We start from the raw sequence: 22,981 nt of genomic DNA on the forward strand, positions 1-22,981 counted from the left end.
GAGGAAAGTTTTCATCGCTTTCCTCTATAAATAGGAGGAATTGGATGATTTTTTATGCAAAATCTTCTCCAGTGGAAACGATTCAAGAACATACCAATGAGCTACTGATACGTTTAAAAGATTTTAAGAAATTATACCAATCTTCAATTCCATTGTTATCGGAACGAGATTGGGAGCTGCTTGAATGGGCGGTAAGATACCATGATATCGGAAAAGTAGATGCGGTTTTTCAGAATAAAATCCGAAAGGTGATAGGAAAATCCCTTTTATCAGAGGCTAGTTCGTACAATATCCCGCATAATTTGCTATCTGTTATGGCGATTCCTTTTCAGGAATTAGGCTTGGATAAAGAGGAAACCAAACTGTTAGCTCAAATTGTAGCTTATCATCATGAACGGGGAATTCTACCGGATAAACAACAAATCATAGCCAATTATGAGCAAAACATTTTGCCGTTAAAAGAGGAGATTGAAAAACAATTTGGTTTGCCCATCGATGGAAAAATCCGAAGATCTAAAATTAGTAAAATTGAGCGTAGATTTCTTCCTTCCGACGAAATGTACTATCGGTACATACTTTTAAAAGGTTTTTTGCATCGTCTTGATCATGCGGCTTCAGCCCACGTTCCCATTGAACTGGCATCCGAAATGGATGTAGGAGACCATGTAACCAGATACTTCCGTGAGCGATTAAAAGTAAATAAAAACCCTCTTCAAGTATTTACCGAGTCTCATCAAGATTATCATTTAGCGGTTGTTGCTCAGACAGGTATGGGAAAAACAGAAGCAGGTTTACTGTGGTTGGGAAAAAAGAAAGGTTTTTTTACTCTTCCTCTACGTGTGAGCATTAACGCTATGTATAATCGGATCACGAGAGAAGATAATATAGCTTTTACTAAAAAAGATGTCGATCTGGGAGAAGAAGCAACAGGCCTACTTCATTCCACGAGCCTCGATTATCTTTATGATCAAGTAGAAGGAAACGACAAAATATTAGAAAAAGTACATAGCCAGTCAAAAGAATATGCGAATAAGCTCGTAATCTCAACGATCGATCAAATATTAAAGTTTCCTTTTTATTATCTTGGTTTTGAAAAAGAATATGCCACAATGGCTACATCAAAAGTCATTATTGATGAGCTTCAAGCTTATGATCCTAAAATTGCTGCTGTTCTGATTAGAGCCATGACCATGATTGATAAAATCGGGGGCTCTTTTATGATTATGACAGCGACTCTTCCAGATTTTTATTTTAAAGCACTTCAAAGAGAACTTTCATCATCAAATCTGCCTCTTATATATAAAGAATTTATTAACGATTCAGTTAAAAGACATAATGTATTGGTAAGAGACCAATCGATATTAGAAGATTCTGTTTTGGAGGAAATCGCCAACAATCATTTTTCAAAGCAGATTCTCGTCATTTGCAATACCGTAGATCGGGCTTGTGAAGTTTATGATCAATTGTCAAAAAGGGATACATCCGTTTGGTTACTGCATTCCCGTTTTACTAAAATGGATCGCGCCCGACTGGAGAAACAAATCATGGACTTTACAACAAGCAATGAATGTGGAATTTGGGTTACAACTCAACTTGTTGAAGCCAGTCTTGATGTTGACTTTGATTTACTGTATACAGAAATGTCCACACTAGATAGTCAATTTCAACGTTACGGACGGTGCAATCGTAAAGGGTTAAAACCTGTTGATAAAGCTAATATTCATGTTTTTACAGAGGATGTCTCCGGAATAAGTAAAAATAAATCGGGTGGTGTGTATCATCGTGATATTTATGATCGAAGCCTCGCATTGCTGAAAGAACATCCAGGCGGTTTGTTATTGGAGTCAACAAAGCAAAAAATGATACGAGATCTTTATGATGAGAAAAATTTGAAGAATAGTAGTTTTAAAAAAGAATTTGATCAAACATTAGAAGAATTAAAGAATCGACCTCATTATGATCCTGATTTCAAAAAAGGAAAAGCTCAGGAGTTATTGCGGGATATCCATCAAGTGCAGGCCATTCCTATTTCGTTTGCAAAACAAGAAGAATTTCAAGAAAAACTGGATGAATGGCAGAATGCTCAAACTTCACAAGACAAAAGAAGATATCGAAATAAAATTGAAGCATACAGTGTAGGAGTGAACAAGTTCCGGGCAGAAAAAGTCGGATTAACAGAGCTGGAAGGACTAAAGGGATTATATTATATTCACTGTGATTATAATCCTGAGAAGGGTTTAGTCCTCCAATCGGAATCGATTTTTCTGTAGAAAGGTGGCATGAAAATAAATGCAGCAAACGGCATCGGTGGGTGGAGTTGATCTTGCTTATTATCGTTTATGTAAACGAAAATTGTGGTTATACAAAAAAGGAATTGGAATGGAAGATGAATCTGAACGAGTATTGCAAGGCAGTGTGCTTCATGAAACCGCTTATCCTCGCCTAGAAAAAAAGGAACTTTTAATAGACAATGCTTTTAAAATTGATGCAATAGATGGCGAATATATCAGAGAAATCAAGCTTTCCAGCAAGATGATGGAATCAGATAAGCTGCAAATGCTCTTTTATTTATACCAGCTTTCATTAAGAGGAGTTGTGAAAAAAGGCTTAATCAGTTATACAAAGGAGAAGAAAACAGTGGAAGTCATTTTAACAAAAGAAATGGAGAAAAAAATGAAAAAGGCGATTGCCGAAATCTATCAAATTATCAATAAACCATCTCCGCCAGCTGTGATAAATGTTCCTTATTGCAAGTCTTGTGCCTATTATGGTTTTTGTTATGCAAAGGAGGTGGACGAAGATGATGCGTGATCATTATGTTTTTTCAAATGGTAGATTAAAAAGAAAAAACAATACGGTTTACTTTGAAGACGAGAAAGGAAATCAGATTCCTCTACCCATTGAGAAAATTAGAACGATACATTTGTTTGGCGAAATTGATTTAAATAGTAAATTATTAACATATTTAAGTCAGTATGGAATTTTACTGCAATTTTATAATTACTATGATTTTTTTGCTGGAACATATTATCCGAGAGAAAGAAAGGAATCAGGATATGTCATTGTCAAACAAAGCGAGCATTACTTAGATAAGTATAAAAGATTATATATTGCTTATCAATTTTTGCATGGGGCTGTTCATCATATGCTGCGAAATTTAAGAAATTATAAAGCACAGACGATGGAGTACATTCAGGACATTGAAGTTTTATACGATCAGTTGTCAAAGGCAACAACCATTCAGGAATTAATGGGAAGAGAAGGACAAATTCGACATATATACTATCAAGCCTTTAATCATATTTTTAAGCAAGATTTTGTACTAGAAAAACGGGAAAAAAATCCTCCTAGGGATCCTATTAATGCTCTTATTTCACTGTACTTAGTGAAATTTATAAAACGCCATTGAATCCTACTATAAGTTATTTGCACGAACCATCTACAAAACGATTTTCTTTAAGTTTAGATATTGCTGAAATTTTCAAACCGCTTATTGTAGACCCAATTATATTCTCGCTTATAAACAAAAAACAGCTGACGAAAAAGCATTTTGATTATTTGGAAGGAGAAATATGCCATCTTAATGAAGAAGGGAAAAAGAAGTTTATTATGGCATGGGAAGAACGTTTAAAACAAACGGTTAAGCACAGAACCCTTAAACGAAGTACTTCTTACCGTTACTTAATTCGATTAGAATGCTATAAGTTAGTGAAGCATGTCATAGATGATGAAAAGTATAAACCTTTAAAAGCGTGGTGGTAAGGGTGTTTGTGATTATTACTTATGATGTTGACAAAAAACGAGTTGGAAAAGTGTGCAAAAAACTTCGTGAGTATCTAGACTGGACACAAAATTCTGTGTTTGAAGGGGAAATTTCAACTGGAAAATTAACGAAATGTATGTTTGAATTGAATCAGATTATTAACAAAAAGGAAGATTCCATTTACTTATATCAAGTGAATAACCCAAGAAATATTAAGAAAGTGGTTTATGGTCAAGAGAAGAATCCTTTAGATTTATTTTTATAAAAGCGATTCAATGTAATAAATACAATCCATGAAATGTGGAGTCGTCTTAAATTTAAAAAAAGTGACAGTAGGATCCACAAAGAATTTTAAAACTTTATAAAAAATGTTTCTGATCTCTTCAATTGATGTTTTGCAGCGAATCTCGTTTTTAAAAATCACCCTAATCTCTTGCTGCTTAAGGATTTTGATAGCTTTTAAAGATCTAGTGAAAAACACAACTACCGATTTGCTGCAAAACTAATATGTTCGTCGAAACATTGAAGTATCCCTAGTCCTTGATAAATAAGGATTTTTTGAGTGCCAAATTGTAGGGTTTTATCTGAACGTAGTGGGATATAAAGTTTATCAACATTTCTACATCCGCTTTTACATCTTCCGTTTTATCTGAACGTAGTGGGATATAAAGTAAAAATGACGAATTGAAGGGCCTCAAACTGAAAAGGTTTTATCTGAACGTAGTGGGATATAAAGACGAACGAATCACGCTGCTTGCTGGCCGGGCGTTGTAGTTTTATCTGAACGTAGTGGGATATAAAGCGGCACCTCATTAAACGGTGTATTCGCGAACAGTGTTTTATCTGAACGTAGTGGGATATAAAGACATCGGAGTCTAAAAAATCATCAAAATCGAGCCCTAGTTTTATCTGAACGTAGTGGGATATAAAGCTAAAAATTTGAGAATAATCAAAACCTCCAGACATCGTTTTATCTGAACGTAGTGGGATATAAAGCGAAAATCATCTATTGCAATGTCAAATCTCGTGATATTGTTTTATCTGAACGTAGTGGGATATAAAGGAAATATGCAAGGAAAAGGATATACCAGTGTGACACAGTTTTATCTGAACGTAGTGGGATATAAAGCTGGGACCGAGACCGCACGGTTGACGATCGCGTCATGTTTTATCTGAACGTAGTGGGATATAAAGTGTGGTAAGCGTTAGCGGGTTGGGGGGAGGCTTGGGTTTTATCTGAACGTAGTGGGATATAAAGTAGCAATAATTGTAAAAGATAATCATTAAAAGAAGTTTTATCTGAACGTAGTGGGATATAAAGAAAAGCTCGACAACATCTTTTGGCGAACTGACATTTTGTTTTATCTGAACGTAGTGGGATATAAAGTTCAATCATTTAAAGATTACAGCGACTATGCAGAGTTTTATCTGAACGTAGTGGGATATAAAGCGCGCTTTATCTCGACTAGCTTTTTATGCAACCGAAGCGTTTTATCTGAACGTAGTGGGATATAAAGTCGGTAGCACAAACGCAATGTATCCGCCGGGCTTTACCGTTTTATCTGAACGTAGTGGGATATAAAGTGTTCAACGATAAAAAAGCGGCCGATTCCTACACGGTTTTATCTGAACGTAGTGGGATATAAAGTGTTCAACGATAAAAAAGCGGCCGATTCCTACACGGTTTTATCTGAACGTAGTGGGATATAAAGGATCACAGGTGAACCTAATGAACCTGTGGCGGCGGGTTTTATCTGAACGTAGTGGGATATAAAGGTATGCGCTGGGCAGGTTCGGACGGATGGAGACGGTAGTTTTATCTGAACGTAGTGGGATATAAAGGTGTCGGGAAACTCGACAGTTACGCCATACGGTGGTTTTATCTGAACGTAGTGGGATATAAAGAGCTATACGGAGTGCTTCTACAAAATACTCTTTTACCGTTTTATCTGAACGTAGTGGGATATAAAGACGCAAAAAGACTACGTTTTTTTCTGCGTCATAAGTTTTATCTGAACGTAGTGGGATATAAAGAAACGGTTTCCACATTTTCGGCCGTGACCTTATTCCGTAAGCGTCAAATCTTGGACACCTTCTTGATGTGCTAATTTCATGAGATAATCTCCTCAAGATGAAATTGAAGGAGGTTTTTTTATGCCTAAGAATCCTGAATTACGAAAGGTTTGGGAACAACGAATCGCTGACTATCGTAAAAGCGGTCAAACTCAAGTAAACTGGTGCAAGGAAAATCAATGGAGTATTCACCAGTTTAAATACTGGTTAAGAAAAATTGAAAATCCAATAAAAAATCAAGGAAAGTCTACAAAATGGGCATCCGTTACCCTAGAAGATCATTCACAAACAGTTGAAAATTCATTACGGATTGAAATTAGTGGGATTTCAATTGAAGTAAAACCTGGTTTCGATCCGGCCTTTCTTTCAGAAGTGGTTAGGACGTTGAAATCAACATGTTAGTTGGTACAAGAGCTGAACGAGTTTACTTGGCAAAAGGAAGTACTGATTTGAGAAAATCCATTGATGGATTAGCTGCTTTGGTGAAAGAGGGATTTGATTTAGATCCCTTTTCATCAAGCTATTTTGTGTTCTGTAATCGAAAGCGAGATAAATTAAAAATTCTTCACTGGGACTATAATGGTTTTTGGCTTTATTATCGTCGATTGGAAAAAGGAAAATTTCAATGGCCAAATGAAAATGACACTGGAACGATACAAATTAGTTATCGGCAATTACGCTGGTTATTGGATGGTCTTGCAATGGAGCAAAAGAAAGCACACCCAGAAGTAAAGGCTAGAACAGTTATATGAATTTTTTACTTTTAACAAAAACCTTGGAGGAAAATAGCTAAAACCGTCGAATTATTACTACATGATGAAAAATTTAAAGAATCCTACCCAAAACCCATTTGAATTAATTGAAAAACTTCAACAGCAAATCGTTGAATTGACGGCGAAATTACGATGGTATGAAGAACAGTATCGTCTTAGTCAAAAACGAAAATTTGGCTCTTCAAGCGAAAAAACAAATCCTAATCAATTAGAACTACCTTTATTCAATGAAGCAGAGGTAGAGTCTAATGTAAAAGCCGAAGAGCCAACTGTTGAAACAATTACATATCGTCGTAAAAAGAAACGTGGTCAACGTCAAGCTACGTTTGAAAACCTGCCTATGGAAACGATTGAATATCGTTTACCCGAAGAAGAGCAGGTCTGTTCGTGTTGCGGTGAAAAAACACACGAAATGAGCACAGAAGTACGACAAGAATTAGTGATTATTCCGGCTCAAGTCAAAGTTTTAAAACACGTTCGATATGTCTATGGATGCCGTCATTGTGAGCGTAATGAAATAGAGACACCAATCGTTACAGCACCTGCCCCAAAATCTGTGTATCCAAAAAGTTTAGCTTCACCGTCAAGCATGGCATATATTATGAATCAAAAATATGTAGAGGGGCTACCTCTATATCGCCAAGAACAACAGTTCAAACGATTAGGTGTGATCTTATCCAGGCAAACCATGGCCAATTGGATGCTTTATGGTGCCGAAAAATGGCTTGCGCCAATTTATCAACGAATGAAAGAGCATCTCCTCTCTAAAGACATTCTACATGCGGATGAAACAACTGTTCAGGTTTTACATGAACCTGGAAGGTCAAGTACATCGAAATCTTACATGTGGCTTTATCGGACTGGAAGAGAGGATCCACCACTTGTCCTTTATGACTATCAGGAAACTAGAGCAGGAGAACATGCCAAAGAATTCCTAAAAGGGTTTAAAGGATACCTGCATGTCGATGGATATGCAGGATACCATAAGGTATCCGGCGTAACATTAGTTGGATGTTGGGCTCATGCCCGCAGAAAGTTCGATGAGGCTTTAAACGTACTTCCTGAATCCAAACGTCATTCAGCAGTCACAGCTCGGGAAGGACTCAATTTCTGTAATCAGCTATTTGCCATCGAGCGTGATTTGAAAGAATGTACACCAGAAGAACGATATAAAAAACGACTTAAACACAGCCAACCATTGTTGGAGGCTTTTTCAGCATGGCTAAAAACAGAGAAAAGCAATGTTTTACCAAAGAGTCTATTAGGTCAAGCCATTACATACTGCCTCAACCAATGGGAAAAACTCGTGGCATTTTTAGAGGATGGACGTTTAGAAATCGATAATAATCGAAGTGAACGATCCATTAAACCATTTGTGATCGGTAGGAAGAACTGGATTTTTAGCAATACTCCGAAAGGAGCTAAGGCCAGCTCAATCATTTACAGTATTGTGGAGACAGCAAAAGAGAATAAATTAAATCCATTTTATTATCTTCGCTACTTATTTGAAAAGCTTCCCAATATGGATATAAGCAATATGGATGAGCTTGATCAACTACTTCCTTGGTCCAAAACAATTCCTTTGAATTGTCGGGTTTTTAATAACTTATCACAATAATAGTATTTAATCCCTATCATTAAAAGGTGGGGATTATTTTACGCTTACCTTATTCCCGTTTTATCTGAACGTAGTGGGATATAAAGATCTGTTAAGATTTTTCCAATCGTCTTTTCGGGTACGTTTTATCTGAACGTAGTGGGATATAAAGTAATAAGTCGTAGCCACTAAACAAGGTTTATTATCCGTTTTATCTGAACGTAGTGGGATATAAAGAAAATTTTGTATTCCTCACCGTTTTCATCTTGGAATGTGTTTTATCTGAACGTAGTGGGATATAAAGCGAAGTGGGGGGTTCCCTACCGTCGGCTGCCCGCCTTAGTTTTATCTGAACGTAGTGGGATATAAAGTACGTTTCTTTTTTAGTCATGCTCCAATTCCTCCCTTGTTTTATCTGAACGTAGTGGGATATAAAGAGAAGGTGTGTTTATTACGGAAGATAAGAAACTACGTTTTATCTGAACGTAGTGGGATATAAAGTGTAAAAATTGATATTGAATGGCATTGGCGGGTAAAGGTTTTATCTGAACGTAGTGGGATATAAAGGTGTCGTCAAATATTTGGAAGTATAGGCGTGCGTCTTGTTTTATCTGAACGTAGTGGGATATAAAGTTGGTTTAAATCGTTTATCTGTTTTTAGTTTTCCGTTTTATCTGAACGTAGTGGGATATAAAGCTTACTACTAATACATAATAAAAGCGATAAAAATAGTTTTATCTGAACGTAGTGGGATATAAAGGAGCGTTCTAAAGTGAGAAAGAGAGTAAATAATCATGAAGTTTTATCTGAACGTAGTGGGATATAAAGGAAAAACAGCATTAAAAGCTAAAATCAATAAACGCGTTTTATCTGAACGTAGTGGGATATAAAGACGTAAGGGCTAGCGTTGCAATTCGTTTAGTTAACTTGTTTTATCTGAACGTAGTGGGATATAAAGAATGACCTCTATATAGCGCTTGGATGCCCGGAAAACGATTCGTTTTATCTGAACGTAGTGGGATATAAAGTTGGTAAGAAAATAGAGGAAAGGGAGGAATAATGTGTGAGTTTTATCTGAACGTAGTGGGATATAAAGACGCTCAAATGCTTTTTCCGCAGCCGATTGCGTTGCGTTTTATCTGAACGTAGTGGGATATAAAGTTGCAGCACGAATCCATTGGGTGACATTTCCTTTGCCGTTTTATCTGAACGTAGTGGGATATAAAGTGACAAGACTAAACCCAACACCAACGTAAGCGTAAAATAATCCCCACCTTTTAATGATAGGGATTAAATACTATTATTGTGATAAGTTATTAAAAACCCGACAATTCAAAGGAATTGTTTTGGACCAAGGAAGTAGTTGATCAAGCTCATCCATATTGCTTATATCCATATTGGGAAGCTTTTCAAATAAGTAGCGAAGATAATAAAATGGATTTAATTTATTCTCTTTTGCTGTCTCCACAATACTGTAAATGATTGAGCTGGCCTTAGCTCCTTTCGGAGTATTGCTAAAAATCCAGTTCTTCCTACCGATCACAAATGGTTTAATGGATCGTTCACTTCGATTATTATCGATTTCTAAACGTCCATCCTCTAAAAATGCCACGAGTTTTTCCCATTGGTTGAGGCAGTATGTAATGGCTTGACCTAATAGACTCTTTGGTAAAACATTGCTTTTCTCTGTTTTTAGCCATGCTGAAAAAGCCTCCAACAATGGTTGGCTGTGTTTAAGTCGTTTTTTATATCGTTCTTCTGGTGTACATTCTTTCAAATCACGCTCGATGGCAAATAGCTGATTACAGAAATTGAGTCCTTCCCGAGCTGTGACTGCTGAATGACGTTTGGATTCAGGAAGTACGTTTAAAGCCTCATCGAACTTTCTGCGGGCATGAGCCCAACATCCAACTAATGTTACGCCGGATACCTTATGGTATCCTGCATATCCATCGACATGCAGGTATCCTTTAAACCCTTTTAGGAATTCTTTGGCATGTTCTCCTGCTCTAGTTTCCTGATAGTCATAAAGGACAAGTGGTGGATCCTCTCTTCCAGTCCGATAAAGCCACATGTAAGATTTCGATGTACTTGACCTTCCAGGTTCATGTAAAACCTGAACAGTTGTTTCATCCGCATGTAGAATGTCTTTAGAGAGGAGATGCTCTTTCATTCGTTGATAAATTGGCGCAAGCCATTTTTCGGCACCATAAAGCATCCAATTGGCCATGGTTTGCCTGGATAAGATCACACCTAATCGTTTGAACTGTTGTTCTTGGCGATATAGAGGTAGCCCCTCTACATATTTTTGATTCATAATATATGCCATGCTTGACGGTGAAGCTAAACTTTTTGGATACACAGATTTTGGGGCAGGTGCTGTAACGATTGGTGTCTCTATTTCATTACGCTCACAATGACGGCATCCATAGACATATCGAACGTGTTTTAAAACTTTGACTTGAGCCGGAATAATCACTAATTCTTGTCGTACTTCTGTGCTCATTTCGTGTGTTTTTTCACCGCAACACGAACAGACCTGCTCTTCTTCGGGTAAACGATATTCAATCGTTTCCATAGGCAGGTTTTCAAACGTAGCTTGACGTTGACCACGTTTCTTTTTACGACGATATGTAATTGTTTCAACAGTTGGCTCTTCGGCTTTTACATTAGACTCTACCTCTGCTTCATTGAATAAAGGTAGTTCTAATTGATTAGGATTTGTTTTTTCGCTTGAAGAGCCAAATTTTCGTTTTTGACTAAGACGATACTGTTCTTCATACCATCGTAATTTCGCCGTCAATTCAACGATTTGCTGTTGAAGTTTTTCAATTAATTCAAATGGGTTTTGGGTAGGATTCTTTAAATTTTTCATCATGTAGTAATAATTCGACGGTTTTAGCTATTTTCCTCCAAGGTTTTTGTTAAAAGTAAAAAATTCATATAACTGTTCTAGCCTTTACTTCTGGGTGTGCTTTCTTTTGCTCCATTGCAAGACCATCCAATAACCAGCGTAATTGCCGATAACTAATTTGTATCGTTCCAGTGTCATTTTCATTTGGCCATTGAAATTTTCCTTTTTCCAATCGACGATAATAAAGCCAAAAACCATTATAGTCCCAGTGAAGAATTTTTAATTTATCTCGCTTTCGATTACAGAACACAAAATAGCTTGATGAAAAGGGATCTAAATCAAATCCCTCTTTCACCAAAGCAGCTAATCCATCAATGGATTTTCTCAAATCAGTACTTCCTTTTGCCAAGTAAACTCGTTCAGCTCTTGTACCAACTAACATGTTGATTTCAACGTCCTAACCACTTCTGAAAGAAAGGCCGGATCGAAACCAGGTTTTACTTCAATTGAAATCCCACTAATTTCAATCCGTAATGAATTTTCAACTGTTTGTGAATGATCTTCTAGGGTAACGGATGCCCATTTTGTAGACTTTCCTTGATTTTTTATTGGATTTTCAATTTTTCTTAACCAGTATTTAAACTGGTGAATACTCCATTGATTTTCCTTGCACCAGTTTACTTGAGTTTGACCGCTTTTACGATAGTCAGCGATTCGTTGTTCCCAAACCTTTCGTAATTCAGGATTCTTAGGCATAAAAAAACCTCCTTCAATTTCATCTTGAGGAGATTATCTCATGAAATTAGCACATCAAGAAGGTGTCCAAGATTTGACGCTTACACACCAACGCCCACATATGTTTTATCTGAACGTAGTGGGATATAAAGTTTCAAAACGGCATCCTCATCAATCAAAACAGCTGCGTTTTATCTGAACGTAGTGGGATATAAAGTTCAAATAATCGACATATGTGTCCGTGTGTTTTAGCGTTTTATCTGAACGTAGTGGGATATAAAGTGGGACATCATGAACGCTGTGCAACAGCTTAATATTGTTTTATCTGAACGTAGTGGGATATAAAGTGCTTCGATTCCGTCTGAAAATGTGGCATCTGCTTGCGTTTTATCTGAACGTAGTGGGATATAAAGTAAACGGAATCGATGACGTTGTGAAAGCGTTGGTCGTTTTATCTGAACGTAGTGGGATATAAAGTTTTCACAATACAAAACAAAACAAAAGGGGGAAATAAAGTTTTATCTGAACGTAGTGGGATATAAAGGCGGAAAATCAGTACAAGATTAAAGAAAAATTAATTCGTTTTATCTGAACGCAGAGGGATATAAAGATAGAATAAATTTTATTTAACCAATTCATAAAAGGTTGTTTTATCTGAACGTAGAGGGATAAGGAGAATACCGCATTCACGTATTGCGGCAGGGATGAAGCGAGTTTTATCGAATATATAGTAGGAAAGAAAGAGTTTCAAAAGCTGTATTTCTTTTGAAGTTTTAGGTTGTTGATTACGTTGGTTTATTGCATATGTCGTCGCACTTTTTGGCGATTAAGAGTTTCACCATTTTAAAGAAAAAGCTATGAAACGATGATTGTTATGGGATAGAGGCTATGATTTTTGCTTAATAATAAGGAAGATATTCCCTTTTCTTGACAAAGTGGAAAAATTTCCCTAAAATTTGTTCCAAAAGGAAATCCCTTTCAAAGATTTCACAGCGAATATTTAGTGGATGCAATGAAATGGAATTTTTTCTTAATCAATAACTAGAGAAAGATTAAAGGAACAACAAGCGGAAGTGTCTTATCGTTCTTTTGTTCTGAATTTTCCGATTCGTTTACCAGCGATAAAAACATCCGCTTGGAAGAGAAAGGATTGGATAAGATGAGAAAACGGCTTCTTCTTATTTTTATAGTTGCGTTTGGGCTGGTTGCCACGGCATGTTCGGGAAATGGCAAGGAAAAAACGGAGAAGAGCGAAGCAAGCAGCACTCCCATTCCTCTCGATGTGTCCATTCGTTTGCCGAAGGCGATTCAGCCTAATCAAGAAGTGAAAGTGGAAGCGGTGGTGACGCAAGGGCGAGAGAAGGTGGATGACGCGGATGAAGTAAAGTTTGAAATTTGGAAAAAAGGACAAGCCAATCACAAAATGTTAACGGGCAAACATGAGAAAGACGGGATATATTCGGTCCAGACAAGATTTGCCGAAAAAGGAGCGTATTATGTTGTGTCCCATGTGACGGCAAGAGGGATGCACAATATGCCGCAGAAAGAATTTTGGGTAGGACAACCACAATAAAAAAGGCCGGCCTAAAAAGCCGGCTTTTTCCATGCGACAGTCGCCTGCAATCCCTGTTCCATGGAGTTTTGGTCAACCCAAAAAGCTGATTCGTCCGGCAGGATCACGATTCTACTTCCTTCTATAGATTGGTTCTTTACTATTAAAATCGATTTCCTCTACTATTCTTTATTTCCGTTTTCGTTTCGGGATTAAATTGTTGTTTTAGTTTTTCCAACGCACCTTTCTTCCATTTTTTCACCGCGCTTTCGGATACACTTGCTTTATGAGCGATTTCTTTTGTTGTCAACCCCTCGCAAAAAGTAGCGATGACCCAAAATTTTTGTTTAGACGTGAGTGTTTTACAATACGATAGCAGGATTTCTTTTTCAAATGGTTCATCATTTGCGGGAAATTCCGAAAATCCGGCATTTGTTTCCTCTAGTAAAGTAGATGTCGCTTCTTCCCACTTTCTGGCATTGGAAAGTTCGGTCAGCATTCTTCCTTTAATGAATGAATAAGCGTAACTGGCAAAAGCTCCTTTTTCAGGCTGGAAATTTCTTTGCGCCTCCCAAAGGGCAATCAATCCGACTTGATAAAACTCCTGTTTATTTTTATAAATGTGCAGTTTGTTTATAATGGCGTGAATCATGGGTGAATATTTTTCAGCCAACTGCTCAAACGATTCCATTTTCCTTTCCTTTCTGAAAAGCGCGCTTTTCAAATATTCCCGGGTGCTTTCACCTTATCGGGAACTTGGCTCTTTTACGAAAGGATAAAAATGAAAAAATAGGAAAATGATAAAGTGAAAATCCATTTTTTCATACGTTATTCTTTTGAAATGAGCAAAAATAAATAGTTTTTGGGCTCATTTAATCGTTTTTGTTTTTCATTCAATAGTCCTTTTCTTTTTGTGCTGAACATGCCATTATAGAGAAAACCCATCCAAATATAAGACCGAATATCGCTTTTGTAGAGGACGTGTGTGCCATTTCGCAATGTCTTCCTTTACCACATCCGTGATATGACTAATCGTTGTTGGTGAGTAGGCATTTCCTAAAATTCGTTCGATAAACTTGCCAATTTCACGCGTACTCATCCCACTTTGATACATCTTGATGACGGCTTCCTCGAGCCAGCCGGTATGGCGTTGATAAGGGGTGAACAACTGCGTTTGAAATTCCCCGTTTCGGTCTCTTGGAACAGAAAGGCCTTCGATACGACCATACTACGTATCTAGGTTTCGCTGATAGTAGCCGTTTCTTCTATTCGACGTTCCCTCTTGTTCCATTTCGAGGAAAGTCTGGATTTCTTCCTTCATGATCAGCTCTAATTTTTCCTTTACAAACTCACGAATAACGTTTTCCAGTTGATTCATCCAATCTATATTCGATATCAGTAGCATTGCATTAAGTTAATTTTAATTTGTCAAGCCCAATTTTATGTTAAATTTCATCTTTTTGGATACTTAAATTGCAATATTAAATGCAACAAGTATTGAAAGACCAGATAACCCATGATTAAGTAGAATCGGGACACTCTGCGCGACTTGACGTGGAGTGGTGGGCATGGTAGCCTGGTTGGCCCAGCCAGTACCGTATACCTGGCTTCATGGCTGGTAGCCATGCCCGCAGAGGCTCTTTGTCAAGTTGCTAAAAACCAACCCTTTGGGTTAGCTGGCTTAAGGTTAAGAAGCTAAGCCAGCTAACTCTATTTGGAAACACTCCTCAGGTGTACGATAATTGAGGATCTTCCTTGGAAGATGGTTACACCAATTTTCAACATAGGTAATGGTTTCGTCTGCCACAGAGGAAATGGGTCTCCCCTTTGGTATGAAGCGCCTAATAAGGCCATTATGACGCTCGTTGGTTCCTCGTTCACAGGATGTGTAAGGGTGTGTAAAATAAACCTCTGTTAGATCTTTTTCAACACTAAGGCCGAGGTCAGCAAATTCAGAACCGTTATCAGCCGTAATGGTTTTAAACACTTTAGAGAACCGATTACCATAAGACACTTTCAACTGAGATATGACTTCTGAAACGGATAGACTATCCTTGGCTGTCACTCTCAAAATTATTTCTTTACGGGTTTTGCGCTCAGTAAGAGTCAATAAGGCCTGATCTTTAGTCTTCTTGCCTATAACCGTATCAATTTCCCAGTGACCAAACTCTTGGCGTTCATTGACTTCAATTGGTCGCTCATCGATACTGCGTCCTAAGATCTTCTTATTCTTCCGGTTACGTTTTTTCTTGGTGTTCAGGGTAATTTTCATAGGTAGGTCAATGTTTTTAACGCCTATAAGTCCTAGATCAATATAGTTATAAAGGGTCTTGGTGCAAACCATTTTGTCTTTGAATTTCCCATCACGTTTGGCTCTCCCACATACCGCATCAGGAGACCATTTCTTATCAAGGATCTGAGTTTCGGCATACTTAATAAACTCGATGGCATCGTCTAGTTTTAGCTTGCGGCCACAGGCTTTCCTGTTTCTCTCATAGAGAAGTTGACCTGTGTCTGGAAAATAGACATGAACAATTTTCCCGTTGCTTTTTCTTTGTGGCACTGTACCTCTTCTTAACTCACGGGAGATGGTGCTTTTGTGACAACCAACATAATCTGCAATCTCCTGTTGAGTCTTACCAGCAGCGTGTAAGGCCGCAATTTTCCCACGGTCATAAGCCGTTAAGTGTTTGAAATGCCGAGCTCCTATGGTAGAATTAGTAATTGCCATAGATAAATCCTCCGTATCGATATTGTTTTAGTCGACTTAATCATACGTGGTTTATCTATGGTTTTTCATTTTTTATGCTTGTTGCATTTGATTATACAACTATATAAGTTGAATTAAAGATTTACAACTGAACACACAAACGATCGATCGTTTGTTCTGGTTTCTGGTTGATTCGCTGAATAAAGGCTTGGACATTCTTTCTAATTTCTTGCACACTCGAATAGAACACGTTGTAAATCACGTCTGATTTCAGCCATTTCCATAGCCCTTCAATCAAGTTCAATTGCGGACTGTATGGTGGCAAAAAGACGAGCTCTAACCGATCTTCGTGTTCTTTTAAAAATGGCTGAATGAGTTTGGCATGGTGAATTCGAGCGTTATCTAAAATCATCACTATTTTGCCTGTGGGATAGCGTTCTAACACAAGTTGAAGAAATCGAAGAAATGTTTCCGCGTCATAGCATTCTTCTTCGATGCAAAACACTTCCCCTGTTTCGTAGTTCAACGTGCCAATCAGCTTCAGCCCTTGATGTTTTCCAAACGTCGGAATGATTCGTTGTTTTCCTTTGACAAACCATGTTTTTTGAATCGCTTGGTAATCACGAATCATCGACTCATCTTGAAAGAGGACATGGGCGATGTTCCCATCTACCAGTTTTTTTTTACTTCAGGGAAGGTGATTTCGACGAATTCTTTTTGTTTCTCTTCATCGGCATTGGCTAGTGTATAGGTCGGTTTCGTATAGCTTAGCCCTAACCGATGCAGAATGTCACTTGTTCCGCGAAGCGTGTATGTTGGCCCCCACTTTTGTTGAATGAGTTCAGCGATTATCGCAAGCGTCCAATTATATTTTGCTTCGAATCCCACATCTACGGGGAGCTGATGTTCAATGATCAAAGCCAGCTCTTTTTCCTGCTCAGGGGTCAATCGACGTGGGGCGCCAGGTGAGTATTTCATCTCCAGTCCATCAAGACCGCGCTGGGCGTAGGCATGAATATAGTTATAAATAGTTTTCTTGGATCGACCAATAATCGTTGCGATTTCTCCTTTGGTATATCCCTGCAAATGAAGATAAATCGCTTGGTAGCGTTCATATGCTCGTTTACTTTTTGCTTCTTTCATGGCAGTGGACAACTTTTCGATCTCGTCTTTGTGATTTGGCATCATATTTTCTCTCCGTTCCCCTATTTTCTCTTTGTATTTATTCGCCGTGGAACGGGAGAAAACCTTTATTTCAATTTATATAGCCATCTTTTTGGATATAAAAAAACTCCTTATAATTAGGATTGGCAGTCCTATCCAAATCCTAAGAATAAGGAGAAACCATTATGGATAAGAATACCACAGAATCCACAATAAATGAACTATTTAAAGAGATCGATCCAATAACTTTTTCAAAACTAATTAATGTGATTGACGTTGACAAATACATTAAAAAATTAACGGTGTATAAGTTTTTACAACTTTGTATCATCGCTCAGTTAAATGAATTGGAAAGCTTAACAAAATTGGCCAAACATTTGAAAGACAAGGAAGAGTTGCAGACATATCTGGAATTTGATGCAATTAGTACTTCGCAACTTTCTCGCAAATTAGGCCAATTATCCCCTCAACTGTTTGAAAAAGTATTTAAATATCTGGTCTTAAAGATCCAAGGGCAAATGAAAAATGCCCCGATCATCCGAAACATTGGTCGTCTTCTGGTCATTGATTCTACCACGATGAGCATGAGTTTGAGCCAATATCCATGGGCAACTTTTCGTAAGACAAAGGCTGGTGTTCGACTCCATTTAAAGGTTGTTGTAACGAAGGATATCACTGTTCCGGATCAAGGGATTATCTTACCCGCGAAACATGCCGATCGCACACAGATGGACGAACTCATTGAAATCGATCCAAATGCGATTTACTTGTTTGATCGAGGGTATGTCGATTACAAACAGTTCGACCGCTTATGCCGAGAAGGGGTGCGATTCATTACCCGGCTTAAAAAGAACGCAGAGATTGAAGTTTTATCGGAACGGATTCCCAATCCAGAACGTTTGATTTATAGGGATCAGATTGTCATTTTAGGAAATGACCGTAATCATACCAAAATGACTCATCCTCTCCGATTGATCGAAACGGTCGACAGCGAAGGGAATCCCGTGATCATCATAACCAATTGCTTTGATCTTTCTGCGGAAGAGATTGCAGATTTATACCGATATCGCTGGAAGATAGAGACCTTCTTTAAATGGATGAAACAGCACCTTAAGATAAAAAGATTTTATGGAAAAAGTCAAAATGCCGTTTACAATCAAATTTGGATCGCCCTAATCACCTATTGCTTACAGGCCATGCTCCAATTAAAAGTGAATCACGATGGTCCTTTATTAGAGATCAAGCGAACTTTACAGAATCTGCTTTTTAAAGGTTTTGACTGTTTTGTTCGCTCCCTTTTTAAAAAGCCAATTCGAACGTCCAACGGTCGGAAAAAATACCATTGGGAAAAAGATTTTGAAACCATCGTGTACCAATTTGAAGAAGGGGAGGTGGAACACCTAGACGATTTAGTTTATGATCCAATGTTTCTGTAATATATTACCAAATTGTGGAAATGGACTGCCGATTAAGACGTCATTGTCCTTTTAAGCTTGCTTAGAAAGATTGTATGTCTGAATATTCAGTTACATGAAATAACTGGAATTTTTGTTGAGCTTGACAAACATTAAATTTTTTTATGCAACGCTACTGATTCGATATACTTTTAGACATAGGTAGGGTACTCCTTTCTCTAAGATTTTTGCCAAATCAGAGAATACCCTACCTTTTTCTTTTGGTCTAACTAAATGCTTGACACAAAATTTTATACATCATCGTCTTTTCGGACATCGTTTAGGAGAAGAATCGTCGCATCCGGCGGAGGAAACGGCATCTACCAAACAGACGATCGTGAACAAGGCGAAACAACGCATCCGCCGTCTTCTTCCAGAGGTAACGCGGAATAACGTGCCATATTTACAGCAATCGTCCGGGACTCCGATCTATCATGCCCTGTCTGAATTCAAGGGATGGTAAAAAAAGGTATACATATTCGTCTGTCATGGCAAGGGATGAGAGTCCGAAAGCGCTTACGGATGAAATTCAAAAAAATGGTTCGCTAACCTATGACTTACACCTGTTTTTTAGCGAACCAAAAAAGTTCCCACAAAGTCTTGACTGACTCCCATTCAAAATATCAATTGACAATATTGAAGGAAAACAACCTGCCGAATTTAATCGTATGAGCATGACCGAAGCGCTGCACAAATCCTTTTGATTTACCGCGAAGCTTCGAAAGAATTATTTATACACCGCAGTACACTTGAATATCGCATTGAACGTGTTGAAGAAATACTCAATGTTGATTTAAATCATGCATATATGCGCTTTGAGCTCATGATGGCATACAAGCTGTATAATTTGTTTGATTTTGACCGGAGCGAACTGGCAAAAAGGTGAATTCTATTGATCGAGCAAAGGATTTTGGAACGGGATAAAGTCCGGCGGAAAAAACGGTTAAGCTATCGGGCAAGCGTGTAAAAAAACATCTCCTGCGAATTTATGAATGAATCATTTCTGACATGTATTGGAAAGCTTTAGCAGGCTTAAAGAATTTAAACTCTAAGCGAAAAAAGGCAAATGAAACTCCGGCAGATGAGCCAATCTCCCTTGCCGGAGTTTTCTTTTTTTATGTGTTTTGCAGCCCATACAATCATTTTTTACACGATATTTAAACGCCGTGCTCGGTTGCAACTTCTATGTGCTGAAACGTTGTGACGTCAAATAATCCTAAATCTGTAATTTTGAGCTCTGGAATGACAGGCAAACTTAAAAAAGAGAGCGTGAGGAAGAGATTGAAATGCCGATGTTTGCTCACTTTGTGCAAGCTGCTGTTCAATTCATCGAGTTGATGGGCGACGATTGGATATGCTTGATCTGACATCAATCCGCCGATCACAAGCGGCAAAGAGGCGAGCGTTTTTCCATCATTCACAACTACTAGCCCACCGCCGATTCTCTTTATCTCTTGAATGGAGCAGATCATATCCTCATCGTTTGTGCCGGCAACGATCACATTATGGGAATCGTGGGCGACGGTTGTGGCGACTGCACCGCCGATTAAGCCTAATCCTTTTACAATGGCAAGGCCAATGTTTCCAGTATTTTTATGGCGTTCGAGTACAGCCAGTTTTGCCAAATCTTTTTCAATGGAAGGGATGAAGCAAACACCGTCGCTCGGAACTTCCATCATTCTTTTAACCGTTTCAATTTGATTCGGAATAATTTCTATTACATGCGCTTTTTGATTATTTTTTACGTGAATGGCCAACCGTTCTTTTGTAACCTCGTTTATGTTTAGATTGACAGAATTTCTTGATAAAACGGAAGATTTTGGTTGATCTATAGATCCTATATATTGACCGTTTTCCGCTATCACTTTTCCGGCTTTCAAAACTTTTTCAATCGTAAAAGCTTTGAAGTTATCTACTATGACAAGATCTGCTCTATATCCAGGTGCGATCGCTCCTTTTTGCGATAGTCCGAAACATTGGGCGGCATTAATCGTCGCCATTTGAATCGCTATGAGAGGATCAAGTCCATGCTCGACGGCAAGACGAATATTGTAGTCAATGCTTCCCTCGGCAATTAAGTCATCTAAATGCTTGTCATCCGTACAAAATAGACAGCGGTGGCTATTTTTTTCATTGACCACGCCGATTAGTTCTGGCAAATTTTTTGCAGCAGATCCTTGACGGATCATGACGTACATTCCGCGAGCAAGGCGGTCTTTTGCTTGCTCTTTTGTCCCACATTCGTGATCTGTTTGAATGCCGGCCGCTCTGTAAACATTGACTCCTTCAATGCCAAGACCTGCGCCGTGTCCGTCGATCTTATATGCTGATGCCGTTAAAAGCTTGTCAATGATGCGGTCATCTAAATTTTGAACACCTGGGAAATCCATCACTTCCGCAAGCCCGAGCACCCGAGGATGCTTGTAAAAAGGTGCAAGTTCATCATCATTTAACACAGCGCCGGCATTTTCAAACGAAGTCGCCGGAACGCAGGAAGGCAGCATGCAATACACATCTAAATCTAAGCCTTCTGAATCCTCCAGCATAAAAGATATACCTTTCGTCCCGGCGACATTCGCAATTTCATGCGGATCTATAATAACGGTTGTCACACCGTGGGGCAGAACTGCTTTGGAGAACTCCTTCGGTGTCACCATCGAAGATTCAATATGGACATGAGAGTCGATGAAACCTGGAACGATGAATTTATTCTCGGCATCAATGATGTTTACCCCATCATATTCTCCGATTCCAGCAATCACTCCGTCCGCAATGGCGATGTCTCCATGCAAAATTTCTAAATTGAAAACATCGGCAATTTTTCCGTTTTTAATCACAATGTCTGCCGGAATTTGTTTGCTAGCCACTTGGATTCTTTTCTTTAACATGTTTTTGTCCATTCTCACTTTTCCCTTCTGTAGTAAATTCGCGCGTTGAGTTTGACAGGGAGAGTTGTGTATCGTCTCTCGTAGTCAAACTATTTACGGTAGTTTGGTAGAAACGTTTGGACCGTATTTCCAAACTTATACGAGAAAATCATTCGTATTTTTAAAAAGAGATTATACGACTCTAATTGAAACAAAGCAAGATAGTTGGCGCATTTCTTGACAGAAAAATTTTCTCAGGTATTGCGAAAAGCTGAGAATCACAGTTTCTCTGGTGCTCCAAACAGACCGATTTTAAAAATTGGGCAGAATAACTCCTCCATAAACAAAGGATAACATAATAAGAATGGCGGGATGCACTTTCCATTTTTCTAATGCAAAGAACGATACAGCAGCAATGATAAGTGATTGGATTATCCCGAGCGAATGGGCGGAGTCTTTCATCATTTCCCAAGTTAAAAGCAGCATCATGACCGCAATAACAGGCTGGACAAGCAAGGTCATTCCTTTCACAACTAAAGATTCCCGGTGGCGCTGAATCAGTTTTAACAACAGAATCAAAGCGAAAGCTGATGGAAATACAGTTGCAAACAAGGCGATGAAAGCCCCCCACCAGCCGTAAACATCAAAACCGACGTATGCCGCAATCTTCGTTGCAATTGGCCCCGGCAAAGCATTTCCCAGTGCGAGCATATTGGAAAATTCAGCATTTGTCAGCCATTTGTAATGATTGACAATTTCCTCATACATGAGCGGAATGGAAGCGGGTCCTCCTCCATAACCGAGGATGTTGGCCAAAAAGAACCCGATGAATAAACTGATCCAAATTTTCATGCCGACATCTCCTTGCTTTGGCGCTTCCGTTTTAAATGGGAAGCTCCGTATGTTAAAAACAGCAGAATCACAATGGCAGGATGAATCGAAATCACCTGCAGCAGACAAAACGAGACAATCATCAAGAGGACGCCCAGCCATTTTCCCAATCCTTTAATGGCCTTTGAAGAAAATTCGTAAGCCATCTGCCCGAGCATGGCGGCAATCACCGGCATAACAACAGCAATCATACCGTTGATCACAGGTGAACCGCTTAAAGCAGTGACCATTTTGAACAATAAAATCATGGCTAAACAAGTAGGCAAAATATGTGCCGCAACGCAAATAAAAGCGCCTAATGCCCCTTTTTGTTTATATCCTAAGTAAGCGGCCATTTTTGTCGCGATCGGTCCGGGCAAGGTATTGGCAATGACCAATATTTCAGCAAATTCTTCATCTTTTACCCAATGGTATCTGGAAACGGCCTCATAACGGAATAACGGAATAACGGAATGACGGAAGGACCGCCTCCGAATCCAAAAATTCCGGTTCTCACCATGGCCATGATAAGATTTTTATAAGATGTTTGCATGTTCCTCTCCCTCATC

General features: G+C 38.5%; 17 protein-coding genes, 4 pseudogenes, 3 CRISPR repeat arrays and 1 riboswitch. Of the genes and pseudogenes, 11 read left to right on the forward strand and 10 right to left on the reverse strand.

Going from position 1 to position 22,981, the window contains the following annotated elements; genetic code table 11:
* Positions 1 to 44 precede the first annotated feature (44 nt).
* From cas3 to tnpC (N1I86_RS11110), 7 genes and pseudogenes are all read left to right on the forward strand, one after another.
* Positions 45 to 2,270, forward strand: coding sequence for a CRISPR-associated helicase Cas3' (cas3, locus tag N1I86_RS11080; RefSeq protein ID WP_341096336.1), 2,226 nt, complete (start codon positions 45 to 47; stop codon positions 2,268 to 2,270).
* A gap of 19 nt (positions 2,271 to 2,289) precedes the next feature.
* Positions 2,290 to 2,811 (forward strand): CRISPR-associated protein Cas4, encoded by a 522-nt coding sequence (gene cas4, locus N1I86_RS11085; protein ID WP_341096338.1) that lies wholly within the window; start codon positions 2,290 to 2,292, stop codon positions 2,809 to 2,811.
* A pseudogene (gene cas1b, locus N1I86_RS11090) lies at positions 2,804 to 3,762 on the forward strand (type I-B CRISPR-associated endonuclease Cas1b). Before cas4 ends, cas1b begins: the two are co-directional and overlap by 8 nt.
* A 2-nt stretch (positions 3,763 to 3,764) precedes the next feature.
* Positions 3,765 to 4,028 carry a CRISPR-associated endonuclease Cas2 gene (gene cas2, locus N1I86_RS11095; RefSeq protein WP_003352573.1) on the forward strand — a complete coding sequence of 88 codons (264 nt, stop codon included), beginning with the start codon at positions 3,765 to 3,767 and terminating at the stop codon, positions 4,026 to 4,028.
* Between the two features lie 312 nt (positions 4,029 to 4,340).
* Positions 4,341 to 5,797: direct repeats of the CRISPR family, unit length 29 nt; unit sequence GTTTTATCTGAACGTAGTGGGATATAAAG.
* Positions 5,798 to 5,917: 120 nt separating this feature from the next.
* A complete protein-coding gene (gene tnpA, locus N1I86_RS11100; RefSeq protein ID WP_003352856.1) occupies positions 5,918 to 6,238 on the forward strand; it encodes an IS66 family insertion sequence element accessory protein TnpA in 321 nt (106 codons plus the stop codon).
* Positions 6,232 to 6,588, forward strand: coding sequence for an IS66 family insertion sequence element accessory protein TnpB (gene tnpB / locus N1I86_RS11105; protein ID WP_003352857.1), 357 nt, complete (start codon positions 6,232 to 6,234; stop codon positions 6,586 to 6,588). The genes tnpA (N1I86_RS11100) and tnpB (N1I86_RS11105) overlap by 7 nt, the downstream gene beginning before the upstream one ends.
* A 61-nt stretch (positions 6,589 to 6,649) precedes the next feature.
* Complete coding sequence (gene tnpC, locus N1I86_RS11110) at positions 6,650 to 8,227, forward strand: IS66 family transposase (protein ID WP_341095296.1); 1,578 nt, start codon at positions 6,650 to 6,652, stop codon at positions 8,225 to 8,227.
* Positions 8,228 to 8,284: 57 nt separating this feature from the next.
* A CRISPR array of direct repeats spans positions 8,285 to 9,433; the repeat unit is 29 nt; unit sequence GTTTTATCTGAACGTAGTGGGATATAAAG.
* 73 nt (positions 9,434 to 9,506) lie between these two features.
* Here tnpC (N1I86_RS11110) and tnpC (N1I86_RS11115) read toward each other — a convergent pair.
* From tnpC (N1I86_RS11115) to tnpA (N1I86_RS11125), 3 genes are all read right to left on the reverse strand, one after another.
* Positions 9,507 to 11,084: an IS66 family transposase gene (gene tnpC, locus N1I86_RS11115; protein WP_341095296.1), complete on the reverse strand. Its 1,578-nt coding sequence runs from the start codon at positions 11,082 to 11,084 to the stop codon at positions 9,507 to 9,509.
* A gap of 61 nt (positions 11,085 to 11,145) precedes the next feature.
* A complete protein-coding gene (gene tnpB, locus N1I86_RS11120; RefSeq protein ID WP_003352857.1) occupies positions 11,146 to 11,502 on the reverse strand; it encodes an IS66 family insertion sequence element accessory protein TnpB in 357 nt (118 codons plus the stop codon).
* A complete protein-coding gene (gene tnpA, locus N1I86_RS11125) occupies positions 11,496 to 11,816 on the reverse strand; it encodes an IS66 family insertion sequence element accessory protein TnpA (protein WP_003352856.1) in 321 nt (106 codons plus the stop codon). The genes tnpB (N1I86_RS11120) and tnpA (N1I86_RS11125) overlap by 7 nt, the downstream gene beginning before the upstream one ends.
* A 102-nt stretch (positions 11,817 to 11,918) precedes the next feature.
* Positions 11,919 to 12,471: direct repeats of the CRISPR family, unit length 29 nt; unit sequence GTTTTATCTGAACGTAGTGGGATATAAAG.
* A gap of 483 nt (positions 12,472 to 12,954) precedes the next feature.
* On the opposite strand from tnpA (N1I86_RS11125), the gene N1I86_RS11130 reads away from it, so the two are divergent.
* The gene (locus N1I86_RS11130) at positions 12,955 to 13,368 is read left to right on the forward strand and encodes a FixH family protein (protein WP_328203997.1); all 414 of its coding nucleotides are present in this window, start codon (positions 12,955 to 12,957) and stop codon (positions 13,366 to 13,368) included.
* Positions 13,369 to 13,510: 142 nt separating this feature from the next.
* On the opposite strand, the gene N1I86_RS11135 is transcribed toward N1I86_RS11130, so the two are convergent.
* From N1I86_RS11135 to N1I86_RS11150, 4 genes and pseudogenes are all read right to left on the reverse strand, one after another.
* Entirely contained in the window at positions 13,511 to 14,038 is a 528-nt protein-coding gene (locus tag N1I86_RS11135; RefSeq protein ID WP_341096340.1) for a sigma-70 family RNA polymerase sigma factor, read from the reverse strand.
* A gap of 249 nt (positions 14,039 to 14,287) precedes the next feature.
* Positions 14,288 to 14,752 (reverse strand): annotated as a pseudogene (locus tag N1I86_RS11140) (transposase); the annotation flags it as partial.
* 282 nt (positions 14,753 to 15,034) lie between these two features.
* Entirely contained in the window at positions 15,035 to 16,078 is a 1,044-nt protein-coding gene (locus tag N1I86_RS11145) for an IS30 family transposase (RefSeq protein ID WP_048622401.1), read from the reverse strand.
* 121 nt (positions 16,079 to 16,199) lie between these two features.
* Positions 16,200 to 17,245, reverse strand: a protein-coding gene (locus N1I86_RS11150) for an IS630-like element ISBs2 family transposase (RefSeq protein WP_076611651.1) whose coding sequence is annotated in 2 segments (ribosomal slippage) — positions 16,200 to 16,739 and positions 16,742 to 17,245 — 1,044 coding nt in all. Because the reading frame shifts where the segments join, the coding sequence is not laid out codon by codon here.
* Positions 17,246 to 17,406: 161 nt separating this feature from the next.
* Here N1I86_RS11150 and N1I86_RS11155 point away from each other — a divergent pair.
* From N1I86_RS11155 to N1I86_RS11165, 3 genes and pseudogenes are all read left to right on the forward strand, one after another.
* On the forward strand, positions 17,407 to 18,657 hold the full coding sequence (locus N1I86_RS11155) for an IS4 family transposase (RefSeq protein WP_094244900.1): 1,251 nt from the start codon (positions 17,407 to 17,409) through the stop codon (positions 18,655 to 18,657).
* Between the two features lie 280 nt (positions 18,658 to 18,937).
* Positions 18,938 to 19,138 (forward strand): annotated as a pseudogene (locus tag N1I86_RS11160) (ISLre2 family transposase); the annotation flags it as partial.
* A 237-nt stretch (positions 19,139 to 19,375) separates the two neighbouring features.
* A complete protein-coding gene (locus tag N1I86_RS11165) occupies positions 19,376 to 19,561 on the forward strand; it encodes a helix-turn-helix domain-containing protein (protein ID WP_157727937.1) in 186 nt (61 codons plus the stop codon).
* Positions 19,562 to 19,832: 271 nt separating this feature from the next.
* Here the strand turns inward: N1I86_RS11165 and ade are convergent, their stop codons facing one another.
* The 3 genes and pseudogenes from ade to N1I86_RS11180 all read right to left on the reverse strand — a co-directional run bounded on the left by ade (position 19,833) and on the right by N1I86_RS11180 (position 22,965).
* A complete protein-coding gene (ade, locus tag N1I86_RS11170; RefSeq protein ID WP_341096342.1) occupies positions 19,833 to 21,575 on the reverse strand; it encodes an adenine deaminase in 1,743 nt (580 codons plus the stop codon).
* Positions 21,576 to 21,624: 49 nt separating this feature from the next.
* Positions 21,625 to 21,726, reverse strand: a riboswitch (purine riboswitch).
* Positions 21,727 to 21,854: 128 nt separating this feature from the next.
* Positions 21,855 to 22,394, reverse strand: a complete 540-nt coding sequence (locus N1I86_RS11175; RefSeq protein ID WP_341096345.1) for a chromate transporter — start codon at positions 22,392 to 22,394, stop codon at positions 21,855 to 21,857.
* Positions 22,391 to 22,965 (reverse strand): annotated as a pseudogene (locus N1I86_RS11180) (chromate transporter). The gene N1I86_RS11175 and the pseudogene N1I86_RS11180 overlap by 4 nt, the downstream one beginning before the upstream one ends.
* Positions 22,966 to 22,981 lie beyond the last annotated feature (16 nt).

This window comes from Bacillus sp. FSL W8-0116 (assembly GCF_038003825.1).
Lineage (GTDB): Bacteria > Bacillota > Bacilli > Bacillales > DSM-4216 > Bacillus_O > Bacillus_O smithii.

Bases quoted from the DNA above. Each gene is read 5' to 3' on its own strand.
- cas3 (WP_341096336.1), top strand. From the start codon at position 45: ATGATTTTTTATGCAAAATCTTCTCCAGTGGAAACGATTCAAGAACAT.
- cas4 (WP_341096338.1), top strand. From the start codon at position 2,290: ATGCAGCAAACGGCATCGGTGGGTGGAGTTGATCTTGCTTATTATCGT.
- tnpA (WP_003352856.1), top strand. From the start codon at position 5,918: ATGCCTAAGAATCCTGAATTACGAAAGGTTTGGGAACAACGAATCGCT.
- tnpB (WP_003352857.1), top strand. From the start codon at position 6,232: ATGTTAGTTGGTACAAGAGCTGAACGAGTTTACTTGGCAAAAGGAAGT.
- tnpC (WP_341095296.1), top strand. From the start codon at position 6,650: ATGATGAAAAATTTAAAGAATCCTACCCAAAACCCATTTGAATTAATT.
- tnpC (WP_341095296.1), bottom strand. From the start codon at position 11,084: ATGATGAAAAATTTAAAGAATCCTACCCAAAACCCATTTGAATTAATT.
- tnpB (WP_003352857.1), bottom strand. From the start codon at position 11,502: ATGTTAGTTGGTACAAGAGCTGAACGAGTTTACTTGGCAAAAGGAAGT.
- tnpA (WP_003352856.1), bottom strand. From the start codon at position 11,816: ATGCCTAAGAATCCTGAATTACGAAAGGTTTGGGAACAACGAATCGCT.
- N1I86_RS11130 (WP_328203997.1), top strand. From the start codon at position 12,955: ATGAGAAAACGGCTTCTTCTTATTTTTATAGTTGCGTTTGGGCTGGTT.
- N1I86_RS11135 (WP_341096340.1), bottom strand. From the start codon at position 14,038: ATGGAATCGTTTGAGCAGTTGGCTGAAAAATATTCACCCATGATTCAC.
- N1I86_RS11145 (WP_048622401.1), bottom strand. From the start codon at position 16,078: ATGGCAATTACTAATTCTACCATAGGAGCTCGGCATTTCAAACACTTA.
- N1I86_RS11155 (WP_094244900.1), top strand. From the start codon at position 17,407: ATGGATAAGAATACCACAGAATCCACAATAAATGAACTATTTAAAGAG.
- ade (WP_341096342.1), bottom strand. From the start codon at position 21,575: ATGGACAAAAACATGTTAAAGAAAAGAATCCAAGTGGCTAGCAAACAA.
- N1I86_RS11175 (WP_341096345.1), bottom strand. From the start codon at position 22,394: ATGAAAATTTGGATCAGTTTATTCATCGGGTTCTTTTTGGCCAACATC.